This is a genomic window from Pseudomonas sp. PL-6 (genome assembly GCF_054110165.1).
In genome coordinates this window covers 3891381-3913460 of sequence record NZ_CM134189.1, presented here as the reverse complement: position 1 = coordinate 3913460, position 22080 = coordinate 3891381, and the positions used below count along the sequence as shown (strand labels likewise).

The 22080-nt window shown below is 68.6% G+C and carries 13 protein-coding genes; 7 read left to right on the top strand and 6 right to left on the bottom strand.

Annotated features, from left to right (window positions below; translation table 11 throughout):
- Nucleotides 1–229: 229 nt before the first annotated feature.
- Nucleotides 230–2860 (bottom strand): DEAD/DEAH box helicase, encoded by a 2631-nt coding sequence (locus ACW9UL_RS16785; protein ID WP_457787711.1) that lies wholly within the window; start codon nucleotides 2858–2860, stop codon nucleotides 230–232.
- 127 nt (nucleotides 2861–2987) lie between these two features.
- On the bottom strand, nucleotides 2988–3863 hold the full coding sequence (locus tag ACW9UL_RS16780) for a helix-turn-helix domain-containing protein (RefSeq protein WP_457787710.1): 876 nt from the start codon (nucleotides 3861–3863) through the stop codon (nucleotides 2988–2990).
- 179 nt (nucleotides 3864–4042) lie between these two features.
- Here ACW9UL_RS16780 and bglX point away from each other — a divergent pair, with 179 nt between their 5' ends.
- From bglX to ACW9UL_RS16760, 4 genes are all read left to right on the top strand, one after another.
- Nucleotides 4043–6337, top strand: a complete 2295-nt coding sequence (gene bglX / locus ACW9UL_RS16775) for a beta-glucosidase BglX (RefSeq protein ID WP_457787709.1) — start codon at nucleotides 4043–4045, stop codon at nucleotides 6335–6337.
- Nucleotides 6338–6626: 289 nt separating this feature from the next.
- Entirely contained in the window at nucleotides 6627–8129 is a 1503-nt protein-coding gene (locus tag ACW9UL_RS16770; RefSeq protein ID WP_457790977.1) for a glucan biosynthesis protein G, read from the top strand.
- Nucleotides 8122–10668 (top strand): glucans biosynthesis glucosyltransferase MdoH, encoded by a 2547-nt coding sequence (gene mdoH, locus ACW9UL_RS16765; protein WP_457787708.1) that lies wholly within the window; start codon nucleotides 8122–8124, stop codon nucleotides 10666–10668. Before ACW9UL_RS16770 ends, mdoH begins: the two co-directional genes overlap by 8 nt.
- Nucleotides 10669–10873: 205 nt before the next feature.
- The gene (locus ACW9UL_RS16760) at nucleotides 10874–11413 is read left to right on the top strand and encodes a cytochrome b (RefSeq protein WP_457787707.1); all 540 of its coding nucleotides are present in this window, start codon (nucleotides 10874–10876) and stop codon (nucleotides 11411–11413) included.
- A 66-nt stretch (nucleotides 11414–11479) separates the two neighbouring features.
- Here ACW9UL_RS16760 and ACW9UL_RS16755 read toward each other — a convergent pair whose 3' ends face one another.
- Both ACW9UL_RS16755 and ACW9UL_RS16750 read right to left on the bottom strand, forming a co-directional pair.
- Nucleotides 11480–11686 (bottom strand): hypothetical protein, encoded by a 207-nt coding sequence (locus ACW9UL_RS16755; protein ID WP_156350864.1) that lies wholly within the window; start codon nucleotides 11684–11686, stop codon nucleotides 11480–11482.
- Between the two features lie 153 nt (nucleotides 11687–11839).
- A complete protein-coding gene (locus ACW9UL_RS16750) occupies nucleotides 11840–13726 on the bottom strand; it encodes a UvrD-helicase domain-containing protein (RefSeq protein ID WP_457787706.1) in 1887 nt (628 codons plus the stop codon).
- A 149-nt stretch (nucleotides 13727–13875) separates the two neighbouring features.
- Here ACW9UL_RS16750 and ACW9UL_RS16745 point away from each other — a divergent pair, with 149 nt between their 5' ends.
- The gene (locus tag ACW9UL_RS16745; RefSeq protein WP_457787705.1) at nucleotides 13876–14772 is read left to right on the top strand and encodes a DMT family transporter; all 897 of its coding nucleotides are present in this window, start codon (nucleotides 13876–13878) and stop codon (nucleotides 14770–14772) included.
- 39 nt (nucleotides 14773–14811) lie between these two features.
- On the opposite strand, the gene ACW9UL_RS16740 is transcribed toward ACW9UL_RS16745, so the two are convergent.
- Together ACW9UL_RS16740 and mnmC are read right to left on the bottom strand one after the other, a co-directional pair.
- A complete protein-coding gene (locus ACW9UL_RS16740) occupies nucleotides 14812–16932 on the bottom strand; it encodes a TonB-dependent receptor (protein WP_397498292.1) in 2121 nt (706 codons plus the stop codon).
- Between the two features lie 140 nt (nucleotides 16933–17072).
- Nucleotides 17073–19034 carry a bifunctional tRNA (5-methylaminomethyl-2-thiouridine)(34)-methyltransferase MnmC2/FAD-dependent 5-carboxymethylaminomethyl-2-thiouridine(34) oxidoreductase MnmC1 gene (gene mnmC / locus ACW9UL_RS16735; RefSeq protein ID WP_457787704.1) on the bottom strand — a complete coding sequence of 654 codons (1962 nt, stop codon included), beginning with the start codon at nucleotides 19032–19034 and terminating at the stop codon, nucleotides 17073–17075.
- Nucleotides 19035–19139: 105 nt separating this feature from the next.
- Here mnmC and pap point away from each other — a divergent pair, with 105 nt between their 5' ends.
- Entirely contained in the window at nucleotides 19140–20627 is a 1488-nt protein-coding gene (gene pap / locus ACW9UL_RS16730) for a polyphosphate:AMP phosphotransferase (RefSeq protein ID WP_021443382.1), read from the top strand.
- Nucleotides 20628–20718: 91 nt separating this feature from the next.
- Nucleotides 20719–21903, top strand: a complete 1185-nt coding sequence (locus ACW9UL_RS16725) for a thiolase family protein (protein ID WP_457787703.1) — start codon at nucleotides 20719–20721, stop codon at nucleotides 21901–21903.
- The last annotated feature ends 177 nt before the right edge of the window (nucleotides 21904–22080 follow it).

Below are 22080 nucleotides of genomic sequence, written 5' to 3'. Positions count from 1 at the left end.
ATCAGGCTCTTTGCATCCACCTATGCCGGCGCCATGGTGGATCGATAAAGCGTGATCCACCCTGCGACGACAAGGGCCAGGGCCTTTAGCAGGCTGTTGAAAAACTACCTGCGTTGCCATTGCTGCGTTAAAAACAGGCTCAAAATGCTCATTTACAGCTCGTAAACTCCGCTTTTTCGCCTGTTTTTGCCTTGCACTGGCTGCCTCGCCTACGTTTTTCAACGGCCTGCTAGTCGAGCGGGGCGAACAGCGCCGCCAGGTCGGCCTCGTTCAGCTGCCACTGACCCTGGCTGCCGCCCTCCAGCACGCCCTGGGCCAGACTGGCTTTGGCCTGCTGCAGCTGCTGGATCTTCTCCTCGACGCTGCCGCGGGCGATCAGCTTGTAGACGAACACCGGCTTGTCCTGGCCGATGCGGTAGGCGCGGTCGCTGGCCTGGGCCTCGGCGGCCGGGTTCCACCAGGGGTCGAAGTGGATCACGGTGTCGGCGGCGGTCAGATTGAGGCCGCTGCCGCCGGCCTTGAGGCTGATCAGGAATACCGGGAACTCCCCGGCCTGGAAGCGCTGCACCGGCGTGCGCCGGTCCTGGGTGCTGCCGGTGAGCTTGGCGTAGGCGATCTGCCGCGCCGCCAGCTCCGTCTCGATCAGCGCCAGCATCGAGGTGAACTGGGAGAACAGCAGCACCCGACGACCCTCGTCCACCAGTTCCTCGAGCATCTCCAGCAGGGCGCTGAGCTTGCCCGAGTCGGCGGCGCTCAGCTCGGCCGCGCCGTCGCCCAGCAGGCGCAGGTCGCAGCAGCTCTGGCGCAGGCGCAGCAGCGCCTCGAGGATGACGATATGGCTGCGCGCCAGGCCCTGACGGGCGATCTCCGCGCGCACCTTCTGATCCATGGCCAGGCGCAGGGTCTCGTAGCGGTCGCGCTGCAGCTGGGTCAGCTCGACCCAGTGGGTGATCTCGGTCTTCGGCGGCAGCTCGCGGGCCACCTGTTCCTTGTTGCGGCGCAGCAGGAAGGGGCGGATGCGCCCGACCAGGTGGGCCAGGCGCTGGGCGTCGCCGCGTTTCTCGATCGGCGTGCGGTAGTCGCGGGTGAAGGCCTTGGCGTCGCCCAGCCAGCCGGGCATGAGGAAGTGGAACAGCGACCACAGCTCGCCCAGGTGGTTTTCCAGCGGCGTGCCGGTCAGGCACAGGCGCAGCTCGGCGCGCACCTGGCCGGCGGCGGTGGCCGCCTTGCTGCGCGGGTTCTTGATGTTCTGCGCCTCGTCGAGAATCAGCAGGCGATAGGCATGCCGGTTCAGCGCCTTGAGGTCGCGCGGCAGCAGGGCGTAGGTGGTGAGGATCAGGTCGTGCGCTTCGATCTCCTCGAACAGCGCGCGGCGCCTGGCGCCGTGCAGGGCCAGCACGCGCAGCTCGGGGGCGAAGCGCGCGGCCTCGTCCTGCCAGTTGGGAATCAGGCTGGTGGGCATGACGATCAGCGCCGGCTGGCTCAGGCGCCCGGCCTGTTTCTCGCAGAGGATATGCGCCAGGGTCTGCAGGGTCTTGCCCAGCCCCATGTCGTCGGCCAGCACGCCGCCGACGCGCAGCTCGGCCAGGGTCTGCATCCAGTTCAGGCCCTGCAGCTGGTAGGGCCGCAGCTCGGCGCGCAAGCCCTCGGGCGAGACCACCTCGCGGCTCTGCAGTTGCTGCAGGCGCTGGGCGAAGCCGCGCAGTTCGTCGCCGCCCTGCCAACTGAGTGCCGGGCCGGCGGCCAGCTCGGCCAGGCGCGCGGCGTCGGCGCGGCCCAGGCGCAGGCGGCTTACATCCTCGCCGGGGTCGCGGAAATACAGCTCGCCGAGGGTGGCCAGCAGCGGCTTCAAACGGGCGAAGGGCAGGGCGATGCGCTTGCCGCCCTGCGGCAGGCTGACCAGCAGGCGGTCCTCGTCGGAACGCTGGGCCAGCGTCTCGGGGGCCAGCAGCCAGGGCGTACGGCGGATGGCCTGGAGCAGGATCGGCAGCAGGCTCAGGCGCTGGCCTTCCACCTCGATGCCCAGCTCCAGGTCGAACCAGTTTTGCTGCGGGTCTTCCTCGACCTCGGCGTACCAGTCGTCGACCTCCGCCAGGTTGTACTGGAAGTCCGGGCGCATGTGGATCTGCCAGCCCTCGGCGCGCAGCTGCGGCAGCTGCTGCTGGACGAAATCCAGCCAGTCGCGCTCGCTGTCCAGCTCGAACGGCTCGCCGGCCTCGGCCGGCAGCGCCTCGCTCTGCCGTAGCGCCACCTGCAGGCCGAGGCCTTCCAGGCGTTTGCGCAGCGCCGCTTCCGCTTGCGCGTCGCGGATCAGGCGCAGGTTGGTGTCGGCATCGAGGCGCTTGACCAGGTCCTTGGCCGGCTTGCCGAACACCCGGTGCCCGGCGTAATCGAAGGCCAGCGCGGCGCGGTGCTGGGTCTGCTCCTGCATGCGCCCCTTGCGCGCGTCGAAATGCACGCGCACCTGGCTGCCGAGGCTCAGTTGCGGGGTCGGGGCGATGCCTTCGAGGCGCTGCTCGGCCACTTCCTTGGTCGCCACGATGATCTCGGACAGATCGCCGCCGCCGCGCTGCTGCGCCTCCAGGGTGAGCAGGGCGGCGACCACGTGCTTGCAGTTGAAGCCCACCGGGCAGTTGCAGTGGCCGGTGACGCTCCAGCGGCGACCATAGGGGTGCAGGGTAATGCGCTGCTGGTAGGTGTGCCCGGCCGCGCCGCGGCAGCTGGCCAGCAGGCTGTTGTCCTTGAGGCTGAGCAGCTTGCTGCGCTTTTCCTCGGCGTAGGCGATGCCGCGGCGCAGGTCGCCGGCGCCGAACTCGGAGCGCCAGTCCTCCTGGCGCAGCTGGTGAATATCCAGGGGCATCAGCGAAACCCCGGGGACGCAGGTGATAGGCGCATGACTCGGCCGCGGCAATGCAAAGCCGCAGATTTTCGCACAGCCGCGGCGCGATTAGCAGACGCCGCGAGGCGATTGCCGACGTGCAGTCGGCTCAGGGCTCGAAGGCGGCGCGGTACTGCCCCGGCGTCGCGCCCAGGGCCTGGCGGAAGCGATTGCTGAAGTGGCTGGCGCTGGCGAAGCCGCAGGCCAGGGCGACCTCGCCCAGCGGCAGCGCCGACTGGCGCAGCAAGTGGCAGGCGCGCGCCAGGCGCCGGGCCAGCACGTAGCGGTGCGGCGGCAGGCCGAAGCTGGCCTGGAACATGCGCGCGAAGTGGTATTCCGACAGCGCGCAGAGCGCGGCCAGCTGGCCCAGCGGCAGCGGCTCGGCCAGGTGCTGCTCGATAAAGTCGCGCAGGCGTTTGCGCAGGGCAGGGGCCAGGCCGCCCTTCAGGCGCAGGCCCTGGCGCAGGCCGACCTGGGTGAGCAGGGCGTGGTTGAGCAGCTCGTGGGCCAGGCTGCTGGCCAGCAGGCGCTCGCCCGGCTCCCGCCAGTCGAGTGCGCACAGCCGGCGAAAGCGCGCGGCCTGCGCGGCGTCGTCGAGAAAGGTCGCTTCCTCCAGCTGCAGGCTGCGCGGTTCGCGATCGAGCAGGGCGACCGCGCCGAGGGCGAAGCGCTCCTGGTCTACATAGAGGTGGGCCAGCTGGATCTCGCCGTTGATGATCCAGGCCGACTGGTGCTCGGCCGGCAGGATGCACAGCTTGTCCGGTGCGCCCTTGGCGCCCGGCCGCTCGCGGCGGAAGGTGCCGGTGCCGCCGGCGAGGTAGCAGGACAGGGTGTGATGGCTGGGCGCCAGGTAGTCGCGGGCGTCGTGGGCATTGCTCCAGCGCGCCACCGCCAGGCCGTGGCCCAGCTCGGCGAGGGCGTGCAGGCGCGCATTGGCCGAGCGGCTCATGCTCTGAAATACCTGCAAGTGATCGAGTTGCGCCATCGCCGTCCCCCTGATGCCGCCATGCTACGCCGCCGCTGCCGCCTCGCCAGCCCCCGGGGGAGAAAAAGCGCAACTTTGTGCAAGCGCGAATTTTTTCCCCGCCCCCGGCGCGCGCCTCGTGGAGTCGGAGTATCGTGGCGACAATTTTGCCCAGTCCTCGTGCCCGGATGCCGACCTCGATGAAACGCCTGCGCCACCTGCTGTTTGCCACCCTGATCGCCGCTCCCGGCCTGCTCCTCGCGGCGCCGCCGGTGGCCGAGCGCGACGTGCTGATCAGCGAGCTGATCGCGCGCATGAGCCTGCAGGAGAAGATCGGCCAGCTGCGCCTGATCAGCATCGGCGGCGACATGAGCGCCGAGCGCATCCGCGAGGAGATTGCCGCCGGGCGCATCGGCGGCACCTTCAACTCGGTGACCCGCCAGGACAACCGGCCCATGCAGCAGGCCGCGCTGCGCAGCCGCCTGGGCATCCCGCTGTTCTTCGCCTACGACGTGATCCACGGCCATCGCACCACCTTTCCCATCGGTCTCGGTCTGGCCTCCAGCTGGGACCTCGAGGCCATCGAGAACAGCGCCCGCATCGCGGCGCTGGAAGCCAGTGCCGACGGCCTGGACATGACCTTCGCGCCCACCGTGGACATTTCCCGCGACCCGCGCTGGGGGCGCACCTCCGAAGGCTTCGGCGAGGACCCGCAGCTGGTCTCGCAGATCGCCGCACGCATGGTGCGCGGCTTCCAGGGCGCCGCGCCGAGCGATCCGCAGCGCATCATGGCCAGCGTCAAGCACTTCGCCCTGTACGGCGCGGTGGAGGGCGGGCGCGACTACAACGTGGTCGATATGAGCGCGCTGCGCATGTACCAGGATTACCTGCCGCCGTACCGGGCGGCGCTGGAGGCCGGCGCCGGCGGGGTGATGGTGGCGCTCAATGCGATCAACGGCGTGCCGGCTTCGGCCAACGCCTGGCTGCTGCGCGACCTGCTGCGTCGCGAGTGGGGCTTTCGCGGCGTGGTGCTGAGCGACCACGGCGCCATTTCCGAGCTGATGCGCCACGGCGTCGCCGCCAACGGCCGCGAGGCGGTGCGGCTGGCGATCAATGCCGGCGTCGGCATGAGCATGGCCGACGATCTGTACCTCGAGGAGCTGCCCGGCCTGGTGCGTGACGGCGAGGTGGACGAGGCGCGCATCGACGAGGCGGTGGCCGCGGTGCTCGGCGCCAAGTACGACCTGGGCCTGTTCCATGACCCCTTCCTGCGCATCGGCCGCGCCGCCGACGATCCGGCCGAGGTCAGCGCCGAAAGCCGTCTGCACCGCGCCGCGGCGCGCGCGATCGCGCGCGATGCCCTGGTCCTGCTGGAGAATCGCGACGACACCCTGCCGCTGCGCAAGGGCGGCCGCATCGCCCTGATCGGTCCGCTGGCCGATTCGCCGGTCGACATGCTCGGTAGCTGGTCGGCCAGCGGCCGCGCCGAGCAGGCTGTGACCCTGCTCCAGGGCATGCAGGCCGCGCTGGGCGAGCGCGGCAAGCTGCTCTACGCGCGTGGCGCCAACGTCACCGACGACGCGCGGGTGGTCGAGTACCTCAACCGCCTCAACTGGGACCGGCCGGAGATCGAGCAGGACCCGCGCAGCCCCCAGGCCATGCTCGAGGAAGCGCTGCGCGTGGCAAGCCAGGCCGACGTCATAGTCGCCGCCGTGGGCGAGTCGCGCGGCATGTCGCACGAATCCTCCAGCCGTACCCGCCTGGACCTGCCGGACAGCCAGCAGGCGCTGCTGCGCGCGCTCAAGGCCACCGGCAAACCGCTGGTGCTGGTGCTGATGAACGGCCGGCCGCTGGCCTTGGGCTGGGAGCAGGCCAACGCCGACGCCATCCTCGAGACCTGGTACAGCGGCATCGAAGGCGGCCACGCCATCGCCGAGGTGCTGTTCGGCGAGCACAACCCGGCGGGCAAGCTGCCGATCTCCTTTCCGCGTTCGGTGGGGCAGATTCCCAGCCACTACAACCACCTGCGCCTGGGCCGCCCGTACCGTGAGGGCAGTCCCGGCAACTACACCTCGCAATACTTCGAGGCCGCCAACGGCCCGCTCTATACCTTCGGCTACGGCCTGAGCTACAGCCGCTTCGAATTGTCCGCGCCGAAGCTGTCGGCCATGCGCATGCGTGCGGGCGAGAAGATCGAGGTCCGCGCGACGCTCAGCAACGCCGGTCCGCGCGCCGGCAGCAGCGTGGTGCAGCTGTATCTGCACGACGAGGTTGCCTCGGTGATTCGACCGGTGAAGGAACTCAAGGATTTTCGCAGGGTCAAGCTCCAAGCGGGGGAGACGCGCGAGGTGCGTTTCGAGATCGATGAAAGCATGCTGCGTTTCTTCGACGCCAACCTGCGCCAGGTCAGCGAACCAGGGGCGTTTCGCGTGCAGCTCGGGCTGGATTCGGCGCAGGTACGGGAGGCCCGTTTCGAGCTATTGCCGCCCGACTGAGAGGCGGCCCGAGGAGGCAAACATATACCTGGGCGGGCATCTATGCCGGACAGCGCGATCTGCTGACAATGCGCAGAACAGATCCGTGCGTGCGGGCGCCGCCGTTCGGTTGGCCGTCTGCATCGCGCTCGCGTCGTCCACGCACTCCCTGCCCGATTTCAACTTCATGCGGCGGCGCCCCCGGGGCCGGCCGTCGCGTGTCGGTACCTGTCGCCCTGGAGGCTATGTGTCGATGAGAGGTCCTTGTCATAACCGTTGGGGCAAGGCCGCCAAGCTGGCCGGCGCTCTGATGGGGCTGTTGTGGGCTGCGCAGAGTGGGGCATTCGAACTGGAGGACGTGGCGGTCAAGGCCCAGGCCCTGGCCGGCCAGGAGTACAGCGTGGCGCAGAGCCGTCTGCCGGTGGCGCTGCGCGAACTGAAGTTCGCCGATTACCAGAAGCTGCGCTTTCGCGAGGACCAGGCGCACTGGCGCGACGGCAAGACCCCGTTCCAGCTGTACTTCTTCCACCAGGGTATGCACTTCGACCTGCCGGTGAAGATCAATGAGATCACCGCTGCGGGCACTCGCGAGATCCGCTACGAGCCGGCCATGTTCGACTTCGCCGACCTGCCGGTGCAGGCCGGCGAGCTGGAGAACCTGGGCTTCGCCGGATTCAAGGTGATGCATCCGCTCAACGGCGCGGACAAGCAGGACGAGCTGATGAGCGTGCTCGGTGCCAGCTACTTCCGCATCGTCGGCAAGGGCCAGGTGTTCGGTCTGTCGGCGCGCGCCCTGGCGATCGACACGGCGTTGCCCTCCGGTGAAGAGTTTCCGCGTTTCACCGAGTTCTGGATCGAGCAACCGCAGCCGGACCGGCGCAGCCTGGTGCTCTACGCGCTGCTCGATTCGCCGCGCGCCACCGGCGCCTACCGCATGGAGATCAGGCCGGGGCGCGCCAGCGTGCTGGACGTCGAGGCCAGGGTCTATTTGCGCGAGCCGGTGGAAAAGCTCGGCATCGCGCCGCTGACCAGCATGTACCTGTACGGCGCCAACCAGCCCTGGCCGCGTCCCAACTACCGCCCCGAGCTGCACGACTCCGACGGCCTGGCCATCCACGCCGGCAATGGCGAGTGGCTGTGGCGTCCGCTGAACAACCCCAAGCGCCTCAATGTCAGCAGCTATCGCATCGACAACCCGCGTGGCTTCGGTCTGCTGCAGCGCGCTCGCGATTTCGCCCGGTACCAGGATCTCGACGACCGCTACGAGCTGCGTCCCAGTGCCTGGATCGAGCCGCTCGGCGACTGGGGTGCCGGGCACGTCGAACTGGTGGAGATCCCCACCCCCGACGAAACCAACGACAACATCGTCGCCCTGTGGCATCCCGCGCAGCAGCCGGCCCCGGGCGAGGCGCTGAACTTCGCCTACCGCCTGCACTTCGGCGGCGACCTGGCCGCGCTGCGCGTCCCGCAACTGGCCCGGGTCGAACAGACCCGGCTGTCCGAGGGCGACGTCAAGCAGGCCAACCTGATCCGCCACCCCGATGGCAGCACCGCGCTGCTGGTGGACTTCGTCGGTCCGGCGCTGGCCGAGCGCGCGCCGGAGGCGCCGGTCATGCCGCAGGTCAGCATCGACGACAACGCCGAGCTGGTGGAGCAGAACCTGCGCCACAACCCTGTGAGCAAGGGCTGGCGCCTGACGCTGCGGGTCAAGGTCAAGGACCCGACGCGGCCGGTGGAAATGCGTGCCGCGCTGGTCGAGGACGGCAAAAACCTGTCGGAAACCTGGAGCTACCAGCTGCCTGCCCATGAATGACTTCTCCGATTCGACGCTGATCCGCCATTACCTCGACGAACTGTCGCTCGACGCCGAGCGGCAGCAGGCGCTGGCGCGCGGCCTGGCCGGCGGCGGTGATCTGGCGGCACTGCACCATGCGCTGCAGTCGCCGGGCGAGGCCGCGCCGCAACCCGCCGGGGAAACCCGCGAGCTGCTCGAGTCGGTGCCGGCGCGCCTGGCCCTCGGCTGGCCGGATGCGCTCGAGCGCGGCTGCCGCCTGGTCAAGGATCACCAGGGCCGGCCGAGCATCGAATCGACGCCGCCGATCCGCCGCACGCGCATGCTGCCCGAGCCCTGGCAGACCAACATCCTGCGGCGCGGCTGGCGCTGGCTGCGGGGCGACAAGCCGGCGCCGCGGCCGCGCACCCGCGAGGCCGAGGATTTCAGTGAGGCGCACTGGCGGCATGTCGCCGCCGTGCGGCGCGGCGCCCTGCTGCTGCTGATGCTGGTGCAGACGCTGGTCGCCACCTGGTACATGAAGTCGGTGCTGCCCTACCAGGGCTGGTCGCTGGTCGACCTCGGCCTGGTGTTCGAGCAGCCGTGGCAGGAGTCGGCGCGGCAGATCCTGCCGTACGTGGTACAGACCAGCATCCTGGCGCTGTTCGCCCTGCTGTTCTGCTGGGTGTCGATGGGCTTCTGGACCGCGCTGATGGGCTTCTTCCAGCTGCTCAAGGGGCGCGACCGCTACAGCATCTCGGCCAGCAGCTGCGGCGACGAGACGATCTCGCCGCAGGCGCGCACCGCGCTGGTGATGCCAATCGCCAACGAGCACGTGCCGCGGGTCTTCGCCGGCCTGCGCGCGACCTTCGAGTCGCTGCGCGAAACCGGCCAGCTCGAGCATTTCGACCTGTTCGTCCTGAGCGATAGCAACGACCCGGATATCTGCGTCGCAGAGCAACAGGCCTGGCTGGAGCTGTGCCGCGAGGTGGAGGGCTTCGGCCATATCTTCTACCGCCGTCGTCGGCGGCGGGTGAAGCGCAAGAGCGGCAACATCGACGACTTCTGCCGGCGCTGGGGCAGCAACTACCGCTACATGGTAGTGCTCGATGCCGACAGCGTGATGAGCGGCGAATGCCTGACCCGCCTGGTGCGCCTGATGGAGGCCAACCCCGGCGCCGGCATCATCCAGACCGCGCCCAAGGCCTCGGGCATGGACACCCTCTACGCGCGCATGCAGCAGTTCGCCACCCGCGTCTACGGCCCGCTGTTCACCGCCGGGCTCAACTTCTGGCAGCTCGGCGAGTCGCACTACTGGGGGCACAACGCGATCATCCGCATCCAGCCCTTCATCGAGCACTGCGCCCTGGCGCCGCTGCCGGGCACCGGCGCCTTCGCCGGGGCGATCCTCTCCCACGACTTCGTCGAGGCGGCGCTGATGCGCCGCGCCGGCTGGGGGGTGTGGATCGCCTACGACCTGCCGGGCAGCTACGAGGAGCTGCCGCCGAACCTGCTCGACGAACTCAAGCGCGACCGCCGCTGGTGCCAGGGCAACCTGATGAACTTCCGCCTGTTCCTGGTGCGCGGCATGCACGCGGTGCACCGCGTGGTGTTCCTCACCGGGGTCATGTCCTACCTGTCGGCGCCCTTGTGGCTGCTGTTCCTGCTTCTGTCCACCGGCCTCTTGGCGATCCACACGCTGATGGTGCCGGAGTACTTCCTGCAGCCCAACCAGCTCTACCCGCTGTGGCCGCGCTGGCAGCCGGAGGAGGCCATCGCGCTGTTCTCCGCGACCATGATTCTGCTGTTCTTGCCCAAGCTGCTCAGCGTGCTGCTGATCTGGATCCAGGGCGCCGAGGCCTATGGCGGGCGCCTGCGGGTGCTGCTGTCGATGCTGCTGGAGGCGTTCTGCTCGGTGCTGCTGGCGCCGGTGCGCATGCTGTTCCACAGTCTGTTCGTCACCGCCGCGTTCCTCGGCTGGTCGGTGCAGTGGAATTCGCCGCAGCGCGTCGACGACGCCACGCCCTGGAGCGAGGCGCTGCGCCGGCACGGCTCGCAGGTGCTGATCGGCGTCGCCTGGACCGCCCTGGTGGCCTGGCTCAACCCGGATTTTCTCTGGTGGCTGACGCCCATCGTGGTGTCGTTGATCCTTTCGCCGCTGGTCTCGGTGCTGACCAGTCGTACCGCGCCGGGGCTGGCCACCCGCCGCGCCGGACTGTTCCTCATCCCCGAGGAACACCAGGTGCCGCGCGAGCTGCGCAGCACCGCCGAGTACGAACGGTTGAACAGTGCGCGGGCGCTGCAGCAGGGCTTCCTGCGCGCGGCGGTCGACCCGCTGTACAACGCCCTGGTCTGCGCCATGGCCCGGGCCCGCCACGCCAAGGTGGTGCCGGCGGCCGAGGCGCTGCGCGAGGCACGCCTCGCGGAAATCCTCGCCGCCGGCCCGCATGGCAGCGTCGAGGCGACCCGCTGGCGCCTGCTCAACGACCCCGACGGCATGGCGCGCCTGCATGCGCGCATCTGGCAGGATGCCCGGCTGCAGGCCTGGCGAGACGCCCACGCCGCGCTGCGCGAGCGCTGAGCCGGCGCCCGGTGCGCCGGGCGTCGACACAGTTGTTTACATCTGGGCGCGGTCGGCGGTCGGCGGTCTGCGACATGCGGCACCCTGTGCGCCGAACCGGGTCGGTAATGGCCCCGGCCGTCGGCCTTGCTTGAGGTCAAGGCGCTGCGCCGGGTTGTTGCCTGAGTCTGTGTTCACCCGCTTCTGACATTCGAGAGGAACCACGATGTCGTCACTCCACGACTCCGCCCAGCACTACGGCCTGGTCAGCCGCATCCTGCACTGGGGCATGGCCGCCCTGTTGGGCTGGCAATTCTTCACCACCCTCGTTCACCTGCTGCTGGCGGAATCCAGCCTCGACGAGTTCGCCTGGGCCACGCACAAACCCACCGGCGTGCTGCTGATGGCGCTGGTGCTGGTTCGTCTGCTCTGGGCGCTGGCCAACCGCAGCCGGCGGCCGGCCTCGCTCAACGCCATGGCGCGGTTCGGTCACCTGGCGCTGTATGCGCTGATGCTATTGGTGCCGCTGCTCGCGCTGCTGCGCCAGTACGGCTCCGGACGCCAGTTCAGCGCCTTCGGCATCGAACTGATGGCCGGTTTCAGCGGGCCGAAGATCGAATGGCTGATGGCCCCGGCCAACCTGCTGCACGGCAACCTCGGCTGGCTGCTGCTGGCGCTGATCCTCGGCCACGCGGCGATGGCCTTGGTCCATCGCCGCCAGGGCGAGGCAGACGCGCTGGGGCGGATGATCGGGCGGGCGCGCTGAGGCGCTATAGCCAATGTCTTACACGCGCCGGCGGCATTGGCCGCTGTCGCCACCCCGGCTGGCGCCTTAATCTACACCCATCCCCTGCAGCGACGGATCGCTGAGGATCAAGGACGATGACCAGGCCCGGATGGCCACCGACAGGATGTCGGATGGTTGGGAAGAAACCCGCTTCGGCGGGTTTTTTGTTGCCTGCCATCCATGGCGGCAACCCTTGGGGCCGTCGCAAGCGACGTCAAAAATCGTTCCTGACGATTTTTTGTTGCCTGCCATTTGACCGCCAGGGATGGCGGAGATGCCGGTTTTGCAGGAGTAGTAACCGGCCTTGGCGGCAAGCCTCGGGGCTGTCGCGGGCGACGTCAGGAGCTGCTCCAGGCAATTCTTGCTTGCCGGCGAAAAAGTCCCGGCGCATTGCTCAGCGTCGGCTCAGCCGCCCTGAAGCGAGCGCGTCGCCCCCTGCGCCTTGCGCGTATACCAGAGCACCCGGCTCACCCCGCGGGTGATGGCCACGTAGGCCAGGCGCAGGGCCTCGTCCTGCATGGCCTGATCGTAGCTGCCGGCGAAGAAGCCGCAGTGGGCGTAGAGGGCGTTGCGCAGCGGGTGTGGCTCCGCCGGCAGGCAGTCGTCGAGGATGATCGCCACCTCGGCCTGCAGGCCCTTGGCGCGGTGGATGGTCATGGTCTTGACCGGCAGTTGCTTGTCCAGCTGCGCGCGGATCTGTTGCAGCGGCTCGTTGCGTCGGCTCAGCAGCAGCACGGCGGTGCGGTCGGCGTTGGCGCGCGTGGCGACGTGGGCGCATTGCGCGCCGATGTCTGCGAGCAGGCGCGGCATGCCGCTGGCCAGCTCGAAACGCTGGATCAGCTTGACGCCGTGATCGCCCGGCTGCATGGCCTTGTGCGCGATGCTGGTCTTGTCCTGCTTGCGTGCCACGCCGGCCAGTACCCGTTCGCCGTCGCGGATCACCGCCTCGACGCTGCGGTAGTTGGTGCTCAATAGCAGGGTGGTGCTCTTGCCGCGGCCCTTGCTGGGGAAGTGGCGGTCGAACTCGATGAACAGCTCCGGCGAGCTGCCGCGCCAGCCGTAGATCGACTGCCAGTCGTCGCCGATGGCCATCAGGCTGAGCGTCTCGCCATGTCGGGCGAGCGCTCTGTGTACGGCTTGCAGCCACTGCAGGATCTGCGGCGAGATGTCCTGGAATTCGTCGATCAGCAGATGGCCGAGGGCGAGCAGGGCCTGGCCCGGTTTGCCGCCGTCCCGCTGCAGGCGTTCGCTCAGTCGCTGGAAGGCGCCGTTGAAGCTCATCAGCCCCTGGCGTTGCAGCAGGGCGTCGAAGTGCCCGTGGAACAGCTGCATGGCCTCGATGAAGTCGCGCTCGCGCGCGCCGCAGTCGAGCGCCTTGATGTCCAGACGGTCGAGACGCAGACCCAGGCTTTCGGCGAAACCGGCCTGGCTGTGTAGCAGCTCGAACAGCGGCTGCGCGGCGAATTCGCCGGCCAGCTTGCAGGCGTCCAGCGGCGCCTTGGGCTTGCCCTGCGGCGGCTCCTGCGGCGCGGGCAGCCTGAGCAGGCGATGCACCAGGCTGCGAAAGCGCGCGTCCGCGGCATAGGCGCTCTGGTAGGCCTGCTTGAGCAGGCGCTGCTGCGCCGGGCGCAGGCGGCCGCCGGCCAGCGGGTTGTCCGGTTCCTCGCCGGGTTCGTCGAGTTGCTCGAACCAGCGCGGGTTGCCCAGCTCTTCCTTGGCCAGCGTCGCCATCGCCGAGTGGAAGGTGCGCACGCACTGGCGCGTATCGTGCGGGTAGCGCCAGAAGTCCAGCAGCCGCTGCAGGCGTTCGCGCAGCTCGGCGCAGGAGGCGTTGGTGAAGGAAATCACCGTCAGCCGCGCCGGGTCGATATGCAGGTGGCAGAGCATGAACACCACGCGCAGTACCAGGGTGCTGGACTTGCCCGAGCCGGCGCCGGCGAAGATGCGCGTCAGCGGCGCGCGGCAGAGGATCATCGCCCATTGCTCGTCCGAGGGGGCGCCGATCAGCCCGGCGCGCACCGCCTCGGCGACGCGCTGGCGCATGGCCTGGATCTGCGCATCGTCCACCTTGAGCCTGGCAGCGGGGTAGATACCCGCGGGGCCGGGTTTGTCGGCCTTTTGCTGGCGCTTGCCGGCTTTGCCGCCGGCGGTTTTCTTCTTCGCCGGTTTACGTGCCGGCTGGCGCGGCTGGGCGGCCTCACGCTCGGCGCGCAGGTAAGCGGTGGTGCGGGGGAAGTAGCGGGCGAGGGCGCTGGACAGCAGTTTCTGGTAGCGCGCGACGGCGGACAGCATGCGGAGGGAATGACCTGATTGGCAAAGCCCGCATGATAAAGCCTGGGCGGCGATGGCAGGCAGTGATGGCGCAGGTTTAAAAGCGCAACTTTATGCAAGCGCGCCCCGTGGGCTGGCCGCAGACTGGCGGCAGTCATGGGAGATGCTCGATGAATCTGTCGCTTTACCTGCTTACCGTGCTGATCTGGGGCACCACCTGGATCGCCATCAAGTTCCAGATGGGCGAGGTGGCCGTCGCCGCCTCCATCGCCTACCGCTTCGCCCTGGCCGCCGCGGTGCTGTTCGCCCTGCTCTGGCTCAGCGGGCGGCTGCAGGCGCTGGATCGGCGCGGCCAGGCGATCTGCCTGGTGCAGGGGCTGTGCCTGTTCTGCCTCAATTTCCTCTGCTTCTACACCGCCAGCCAGTGGATACCCAGCGGCCTGGTGGCGGTGATCTTCTCCACCGCCACCTTGTGGAACGCGCTCAACGCGCGGCTGTTCTTCCGGCAGCGCATCGCCGCCAACGTGCTGCTCGGCGGCGCGCTGGGGCTGGCCGGATTGGCGCTGCTGTTCTGGCCGGAGCTGGCCGGCCACGAAACCAGCCGCGAGAGCTTGCTGGGCATCGGCCTGGCGCTGCTCGGCACGCTGTTCTTCTCCGCCGGCAACATGCTTTCCAGCCTGCAGCAGAAGGTCGGGCTCAAGCCACTGACCACCAATGCCTGGGGCATGCTCTATGGCGCGCTGATGCTGGTGGGCATCTGCCTGGTCAGCGGTACGCCGTTCGCCTTCGAATGGAACGCGCGCTATATCGGCTCGCTGCTGTACCTGGCGATTCCCGGCTCGGTGATCGGCTTCACCGCCTACCTGACCCTGGTCGGGCGCATGGGGCCGGAGCGCGCGGCCTACTGCACCGTGCTGTTCCCGGTGGTGGCGCTGAATATCTCGGTGTTCGTCGAGGGCTACCAGTGGACGGCCCCGGCGCTGCTGGGCCTGGCGCTGGTGATGCTGGGCAACGTGCTGGTGTTTCGCAAACCCAAGGCGGTGCTGGCAGCGGCGCGCACCGCCTGAGTCAGCGACGGCCGCCTGGCGCGGCCGTCGCTGGGCGACTCAGAAGTCGAGCTGATAACCGAGGGTGAAGGTGCGACCACGGCCGGCGAAGTACTGGTCGTTGCGGGTGCTGGCCGCCTGCGCGTAGTAGGTCATGTAGTCGCGGTTGAGCAGGTTCTCCACGCCCAGGCTGGCTTCGCCCACCGGCAGGCGGTAGCCGACCGAGGCATCCACCAGGCTGTAGCCGTCGAAGTCCAGGCCGGGGGTGTCGAAGCTGCGGCTGGCGTAGTGGTTGGCCTGCACCCGGGTGTTGAGCTTGTCGCTCCACTTGGCCTGCCAGCTCATGCCGTAGCGGTCGGGGGCGATATTGGCGCCGTCCAGATCGGTGTCCACCTTGCCGTCGCCGTCGGTGTCCGACTGGCCGTTGAGCTTGGCGTAGCTGGCCTGCAGACGATGCACGGCGTCGATCTGCCAGCCGGCGCTGGCCTCGATGCCGTCGATCTCGGTGCGTTCGCGACGCACCTGATACACGCCGCCGACGCTCTCCAGGCGCGAGCCGAGGTCGGAGTCGGATTCGAAGTAGCTGATTTCGGCATCGAAGGGGCCATGGTTCAGACGCAGGCCGATCTCGCGGTTGTCGGTGACGATCGGCTGCAGGTCGAGGAAGCTGTCCACGCTCAGGCCGGGCTGGTTGATGCCGCGCAGCACGCGGCCGACGTCGGGCATGCCGAAGCCTTCCGAGTAGTTGGCGAAGACCTGCGCCCAGTCGCTGGCCTGGAACACCAGGCCGACGTTGTACAGGGTTTCCTCGAAGTCCGGTTCGCCGCCCTCGACGGATACGCCGCCCGGCGGCGTGGTGGTGGAGGCAATGGTGCGGAACGGATCGACCTCCAGCTTGGCGAACTCGTGACGCACGCCGCCGTGCAGGGTCAGGCGCTCGTGGGCACGCACCTCGGCCTGGAGGAAGGGCGCGAGGTTGTTGAACACGGTTTCCGGCACCCACTCGCGGTCGGTGGCAATCAGCATCTGGCTGGTGGTGTCCTGCAGGAAGTCCAGGCCACCGGTGAGCTTGAGCAGGCCATCGAACATGTCGTCGCGGCTCAGCGAGAGCTTGCCGCCGTATTTGTCCGACTCGTTCTGCGACTGGTCGAACAGGGTGCCGACCGGGGCGATGGCCGGGTCCTGGAAGCTGGGCAGGATGTTGCCGCCGTAGCGGGCGCGGAAGCGCTGGCTGTACAGCTGGGCGGTGAACTGGTTGCCGGCCAGGTCGGCGTTGCTGTAGGTCAGGCTGGTGGCCAGCACCTCGTTCTGCGGCGCCTTGCCCGGCGGCTGGCCCTTGCGCGAGGTGGTCGGCACATCGGCGGCGCGGTTGCCGGGCACGTTGACGTAGTCGTGCTCGCCCTCGAGCTGGAAGCGGTTGACCATCAGTTCGAGGTTCTGCTCGGCGTCGAACCAGTAGCCGAGCTTGACCAGCAGGTCGCTGCTGGTGGAATCCATGATGTCGCCCTGGGTGTCGTCGACGCCGATCAGCTCGCCGTCGGCGTCGTAGAACATGCCCCGGGTCTGGCCGCTGATGGCGGCCAGGTAGTCCCAACTGCCCTGGTTGCCTTCGACGCGGTAGTCCAGCTTGTAGCCCAGGCCGTCGCCGTCGAAGTCGTCGCCCGCCTCCAGGCTGACGCCGGCGTGCTGCCTGAGGCTGCCACCCTGGGGCCGGCGGGTGACGTAGTTGATGATGCCGCCGGTGGCGCCCAGGCCATGCTCGGCGCTGGCGCCGTGGATCACCTCGATGCGCTCGACCATCGCCAGGTCGATGGTGTAGCCGTCGCGGCCGCCGGCACGCAGCGGCGTGGACTGCGGCACGCCGTCGATCATCACCAGCGCGGCGCGGCCGCGGAAGGTCTCGCCGGCGTTGCTCAGCTTCTGCCGGCTCGGCGAGTAGGAGGGAATCAGGTTGCTCAGCACCTGGCCGTGGTCGCTGGTGATCGCCAGTTGCTGCTCGATCTGCTCGCGGCTGATGACGGTGATCTTCTGCGGCGTCTTGCCCACCTGGCTGTGGCCGCGGGTGGCGCTGATGGTCATGGCGTCCAGTTCGAGCTGTTGCTCGCGGTTATCTTCGGCCAGGGCGCTGCTGCCCAGGCAGGCGAGGCTGATGGCGAGGCAGAGGCGGGTCTTGCGGTGCATGCGACGGCTCCGATACGGCAGGAGGGGTTAGAAAGAGCTTGTAAAGATAATGTAAATACGAATTTGTTTCATTAGGTATTTTTCGGCGAGCAGCCACCAGCTCCGCGACGCAGTGTCGCGGGAAGGCGCCAGGAAGGGACTTACTCGCCGCGGATCAGGCGGCGCAGGGCGAAGCGGTTGGGGTGACAGGCCTCGGCCACCGCGCGCGGCAGCGGCAGGGGTTCGCCTTCCAGCCAGGCGGCGATCAGCTCGCCGGACAGCGGCGCGGTGATCAGCCCGCGCGAGCCGTGGCCGCTGTTGACGTACAGGCCGGGCAACCAGGGGCAGGGCGCCTGCGGCACCTGGCGGGCGTCCTTGGCCAGCACCGCGTAGCGTTCGGCGAAGGCCTCGGCATCGGCCAGCGGCCCGACTATGGGCAGGTAGTCCGGGCTGGTGCAGCGGAAGGCGGCGCGGCCTTCGAGCTGCGCCGGGTCGAGCTGCTCGGCCTGCAGGCGCTCGGCCAGATCGCTGGAAATGTCCTTGAGCAGCTCGAGGTTGCCGGCATGTTCGGCGACGCTGGGCGCCAGGTCGTCGCTGTGGAAGTCGAAGCTGGCGCCCAGGGTGTGCTCGCCGTCGCGTGGCGGAGCGACATAGCCGTCGGCGCAGACCACGGTGCGCAGGGCGCGGCTGGCCGAATTGGCCGGCAGACGGCTGATCTGCCCGCGGATGCGCTTGAGCGGCAGGCCGGCGCTCTGCGCGAATCGGCGGATTTCCGCGGCAGCGGCCAGCACCAGCACCGGCGCGCGGGCCAGCTCCTGCTGGCCTGCCAGCACCTGCCACTGGTCGTCATGGCGCCGCAGCTCCAGCGCCTCGCTGTGCGTCAGCAGGTCGATCGAAGGATGCGCGGCCAGCAGCCGGCATAGCGCCGGCGGGTGCACCCAGCCGGCGTCCGGGTAGAACAGGCCGCCGGCCGGCAGGCCGATGCCGGCCAGGGCCTCGGCCTGCTCGCGCGTCAGCGGTGTCAGCAGCTCGCTGGGGAAGGCCGCGGCCAGCTTGGCCTGGCGCGCGGCTTCCTTGGCATCGAAGGCCAGTTGCAGCACGCCGCAGGCGTCCCAGTCGGCGCCGCGTTGCAGGCGTTCGAGCTGGCGCCGGGTGTGGCCGAAGCCGGCGACTATCAGTTGCGACAGCGCCGTGCCGTGGGCCGAGAGCTTGAGGTAGAGCACCCCCTGCGGGTTGCCCGAGGCCTCGGCGGCCACCTCGCCGTGGCGTTCCAGCAGGCTTACCCGCCAGCCGCGTGCGGCCAGGCTGGCGGCCGTGGCACAGCCGGCCAGGCCGGCGCCGATCACCACCGCGTGTTTGTCCCGCGCCGGGCGGGGAGGACGGGCGAACCAGGGTTTGGTCTCGTCTCCCGTGGCGCCGATGAAGCGCCCCTTGAGTACCTCCCATTTCTTGCCCAGGCCGGGTACACGTTTCATCCGGAAGCCGGCGTCGTTCAGCGCCCGGCGCACCACGCCGGCGCTGCTGAAGGTGCCCAGGGTCGCGCCGGGAGCGGACAGCCGCGCCAGTTCGGCGAACAGCTCGGGCGTCCACATCTGCGGGTTCTTCGCCGGGTTGAAGCCGTCGAGGAACCAGGCGTCGATGCGTGCATCCAGTTGCGCCAGCTGCTCCAACGCGTCGCCGATCAGCAGGGTCAAGGCGATGCGGCCATCGGCCAGCAGCAGGCGCTGGTAGCCGGGGTGAATGGCGCGGTACTGCACCAGCAATTGCTCGGCCTGGGGCGCCAGCTCCGGCCACAGGGCCAGGGCGCGCTGCAGGTCGGCCAGTTGCAGCGGGTACTTTTCCACGCTGACGAAGTGCAGGCGCGCACCGGCCGGCGCCTGCTGTTCGAACAGCTGCCAGGCGCAGAGGAAGTTCAGCCCGGTGCCGAAGCCGGTTTCGCCGATGCACAGGCACTCGCCGTTGCCGAGGGCGGCGAAGCGCGCCGCCAGGTCGTTGTTGGCGAGGAAGACGTAGCGGGTCTCTTCCAGGCCGTCTTGCCGGGAGAAGTAGACGTCGCCGAAGTGACGCGACAGGGGTTGGCCGCGTTCGTCCCAGTCGAGCTGGGCGTGATGAGGTTCTGACATGGAGGGGTTCCGCTGGATCGTGCGGCGATTCTACCGCGCCGCGCCGACGGGCAAAGGCGGGCATCATCCGTTACGCTGTGGTGATCATTCCAGGGAGGTTGCCGCATGTTTGAATCCGCCGAAATCGGCCGCAGCATCGATAAAGCCAGGTTCGAAGCCGAAGAGCCGGCGCTGCGCGAGGCGCTGCTGGAGGCGCAGTACGAGTTGAAGCAGCAGGCGCGCTTTCCGGTGATCGTGCTGATCAACGGCATCGAGGGCGCCGGCAAGGGCGAGACGGTCAAGCTGCTCAACGAGTGGATGGACCCGCGGCTGATCCAGGTCAGCACCTTCGACGTGCAGACCGACGAGGAACTGGCCCGGCCGCCGGCCTGGCGCTACTGGCGTCAGCTGCCGCCGAAGGGGCGCATCGGCGTGTTCTTCGGCAACTGGTACAGCCAGATGCTTCAGGGCCGGGTGCATGGGCGCTTCAAGGACGCCGTGCTGGATCAGGCCATCGATGGCGCCGAGCGCCTGGAGCGCATGCTCTGCGACGAGGGCGCGCTGATCTTCAAGTTCTGGTTCCACCTGTCCAAGCAGCATATGAAGGCGCGCCTGGAGGCGCTCAAGGACGACCCGCTGCACAGCTGGCGCATCAGCCCGCTGGACTGGCAGCAGTCGAAGACCTACGACAAGTTCGTCCACTACGGCGAGCGTGTGCTGCGCCGCACCAGCCGCGACTACGCGCCCTGGTACGTGGTCGAGGGGGTCGATGAGTATTACCGCAGCCTGACCGTCGGGCGCATCCTCCTCGAGGGGCTGCAGGCGGCGCTGGCCAGCCAGCAGCGCGCGCAGCGCCAGCCGCATGCCGCGCCGCTGGTGTCGAGCCTGGACAGCAGCGCTCTGCTGGCCAGCCTGGACATGACCCAGGCGCTGGACAAGGACGACTACAAGGAGCAACTGACCGTCGAGCAGGCGCGTCTGTCCGGTTTGATGCGCGACAAACGCATGCGCAAGCACGCGCTGATCGCGGTGTTCGAGGGCTACGACGCGGCCGGCAAGGGCGGCGCCATCCGCCGCGTTACCGGCGCGCTGGATCCGCGCCAGTACCGCATCGTGCCGGTGGCCGCGCCCACCGAGGAAGAGCGCGCCCAGCCCTACCTGTGGCGCTTCTGGCGGCATATCCCGGCGCGCGGCAAGTTCACCATCTTCGATCGCAGCTGGTATGGCCGGGTGCTGGTGGAGCGGGTCGAGGGGTACTGCAGCGAGGCCGACTGGCTGCGCGCCTACGGCGAGATCAACGACTTCGAGGAGCAACTGAGCGACGCCGGGGCGATCCTGGTCAAGTTCTGGCTGTCCATCGACCAGGACACTCAGCTGGCGCGCTTCCAGGAGCGCGAGCAGATCCCCTTCAAGCGTTTCAAGATCACCGAGGAAGACTGGCGCAACCGCGACAAGTGGCCGCAATACGCCGACGCGGTGGGCGACATGGTCGACCGTACCAGCACCGAGATCGCCCCCTGGACCCTGGTGGAAGCCAACGACAAGCGCTTTGCCCGGGTCAAGGTGCTGCGCACCATCAACCAGGCGATCGAGGCGGCCTTCGCCAAGGATTGAGGTGCATACGCCGGATCAATGATGGTCGCGCCCCGGGATCGGACGGATTTATCTTCGCCATATCCGCCATCCAATAACAACGAGGTGCGTCATGCGTGAAGTGGTGATAGTCGACAGCGTGCGGACTGGCCTGGCCAAGTCCTTCCGCGGCAAGTTCAACCTGACCCGGCCGGACGACATGGCCGCCCACTGCGTCGACGCGCTGCTGGTGCGCAACGGCATCGATCCGAAGCAGGTCGACGACTGCATCGTCGGCGCCGGCTCCAACGAGGGCGCGCAGGGCATGAACATCGGCCGCAACGTCGCGGTGCTGTCGCGCCTGGGCAACCCGGTGGCGGGCATGACCCTCAACCGCTTCTGCTCCTCGGGCCTGCAGGCCATCGCCATCGCCGCCAACCAGGTGGCGTCCGGCTGCAGCGAGATCATCGTCGCCGGTGGCGTCGAGTCCATCACCATGACCCTGAAAAGCATGAACATGGACAAGCTGTTCAACCCGCTGCTGCAGCAGGAAAATCCCGGCATCTACTACCCCATGGGCAAGACCGCCGAGATCGTCGCCAACCGCTACGGCATCAGCCGCGAGGCCCAGGACGCCTATGCCCTGCAGAGCCAGCAGCGCACCGCGCGCGCCCAGGCCGAGGGGCTGTTCGCCGACGAAATCGTACCGATGGCGGTGAAGTACCAGGTCGAGGACAAGGCCAGCGGCGAGAAGCGGATCGTCGACGGCGTGGTCGAGGCGGACGACTGCAACCGCCCGGACACCAGCCTCGAATCCCTGGCCGCGCTGCAGCCGGCTTTCGATCCGGCCGGCAGTGTCACCGCCGGCAATGCCTCGCAGCTTTCCGACGGCGCCTCCATGACCCTGGTGATGAGCCTGGAGAAAGCGCTCGAGTTGGGCCTGACGCCCAAGGCGTATTTCCGTGGCTTCACCGTGGCTGGCTGCGAGCCCGACGAGATGGGCATCGGCCCGGTGTTCTCGGTGCCCAAGCTGCTCAAGGCCAAAGGCCTGACGGTCGACGACATCGACCTGTGGGAGCTCAACGAAGCCTTCGCCTCGCAGTGCCTGTACTGCCGCGACAAGCTGGAGATCGACAACGCCAAGTACAACGTCAACGGCGGCTCCATCTCCATCGGCCACCCCTTCGGCATGACCGGCTCGCGCCAGGTCGGCCATCTGGTGCGCGAGCTGCAGCTCCGCCAGCTGCGCTACGGCATCGTTACCATGTGCGTTGGCGGCGGCATGGGGGCGACGGGGCTGTTCGAGGCTTATCGCTGAGTCCAAGGTTCTTCGCCCCAACGAAAACCGGATCCTCGATCCGGTTTTTTATTGGCCTGGCGTATGCCGCATGCAATCGGGACGCCTGCCCCGGATTGCATCCGGGCTACGGGTGCGCGTTTTCAGCGGCCTTGGCGGGGGTACCAGGGATGGCAGGGCATAAAAAAACCGGATCGC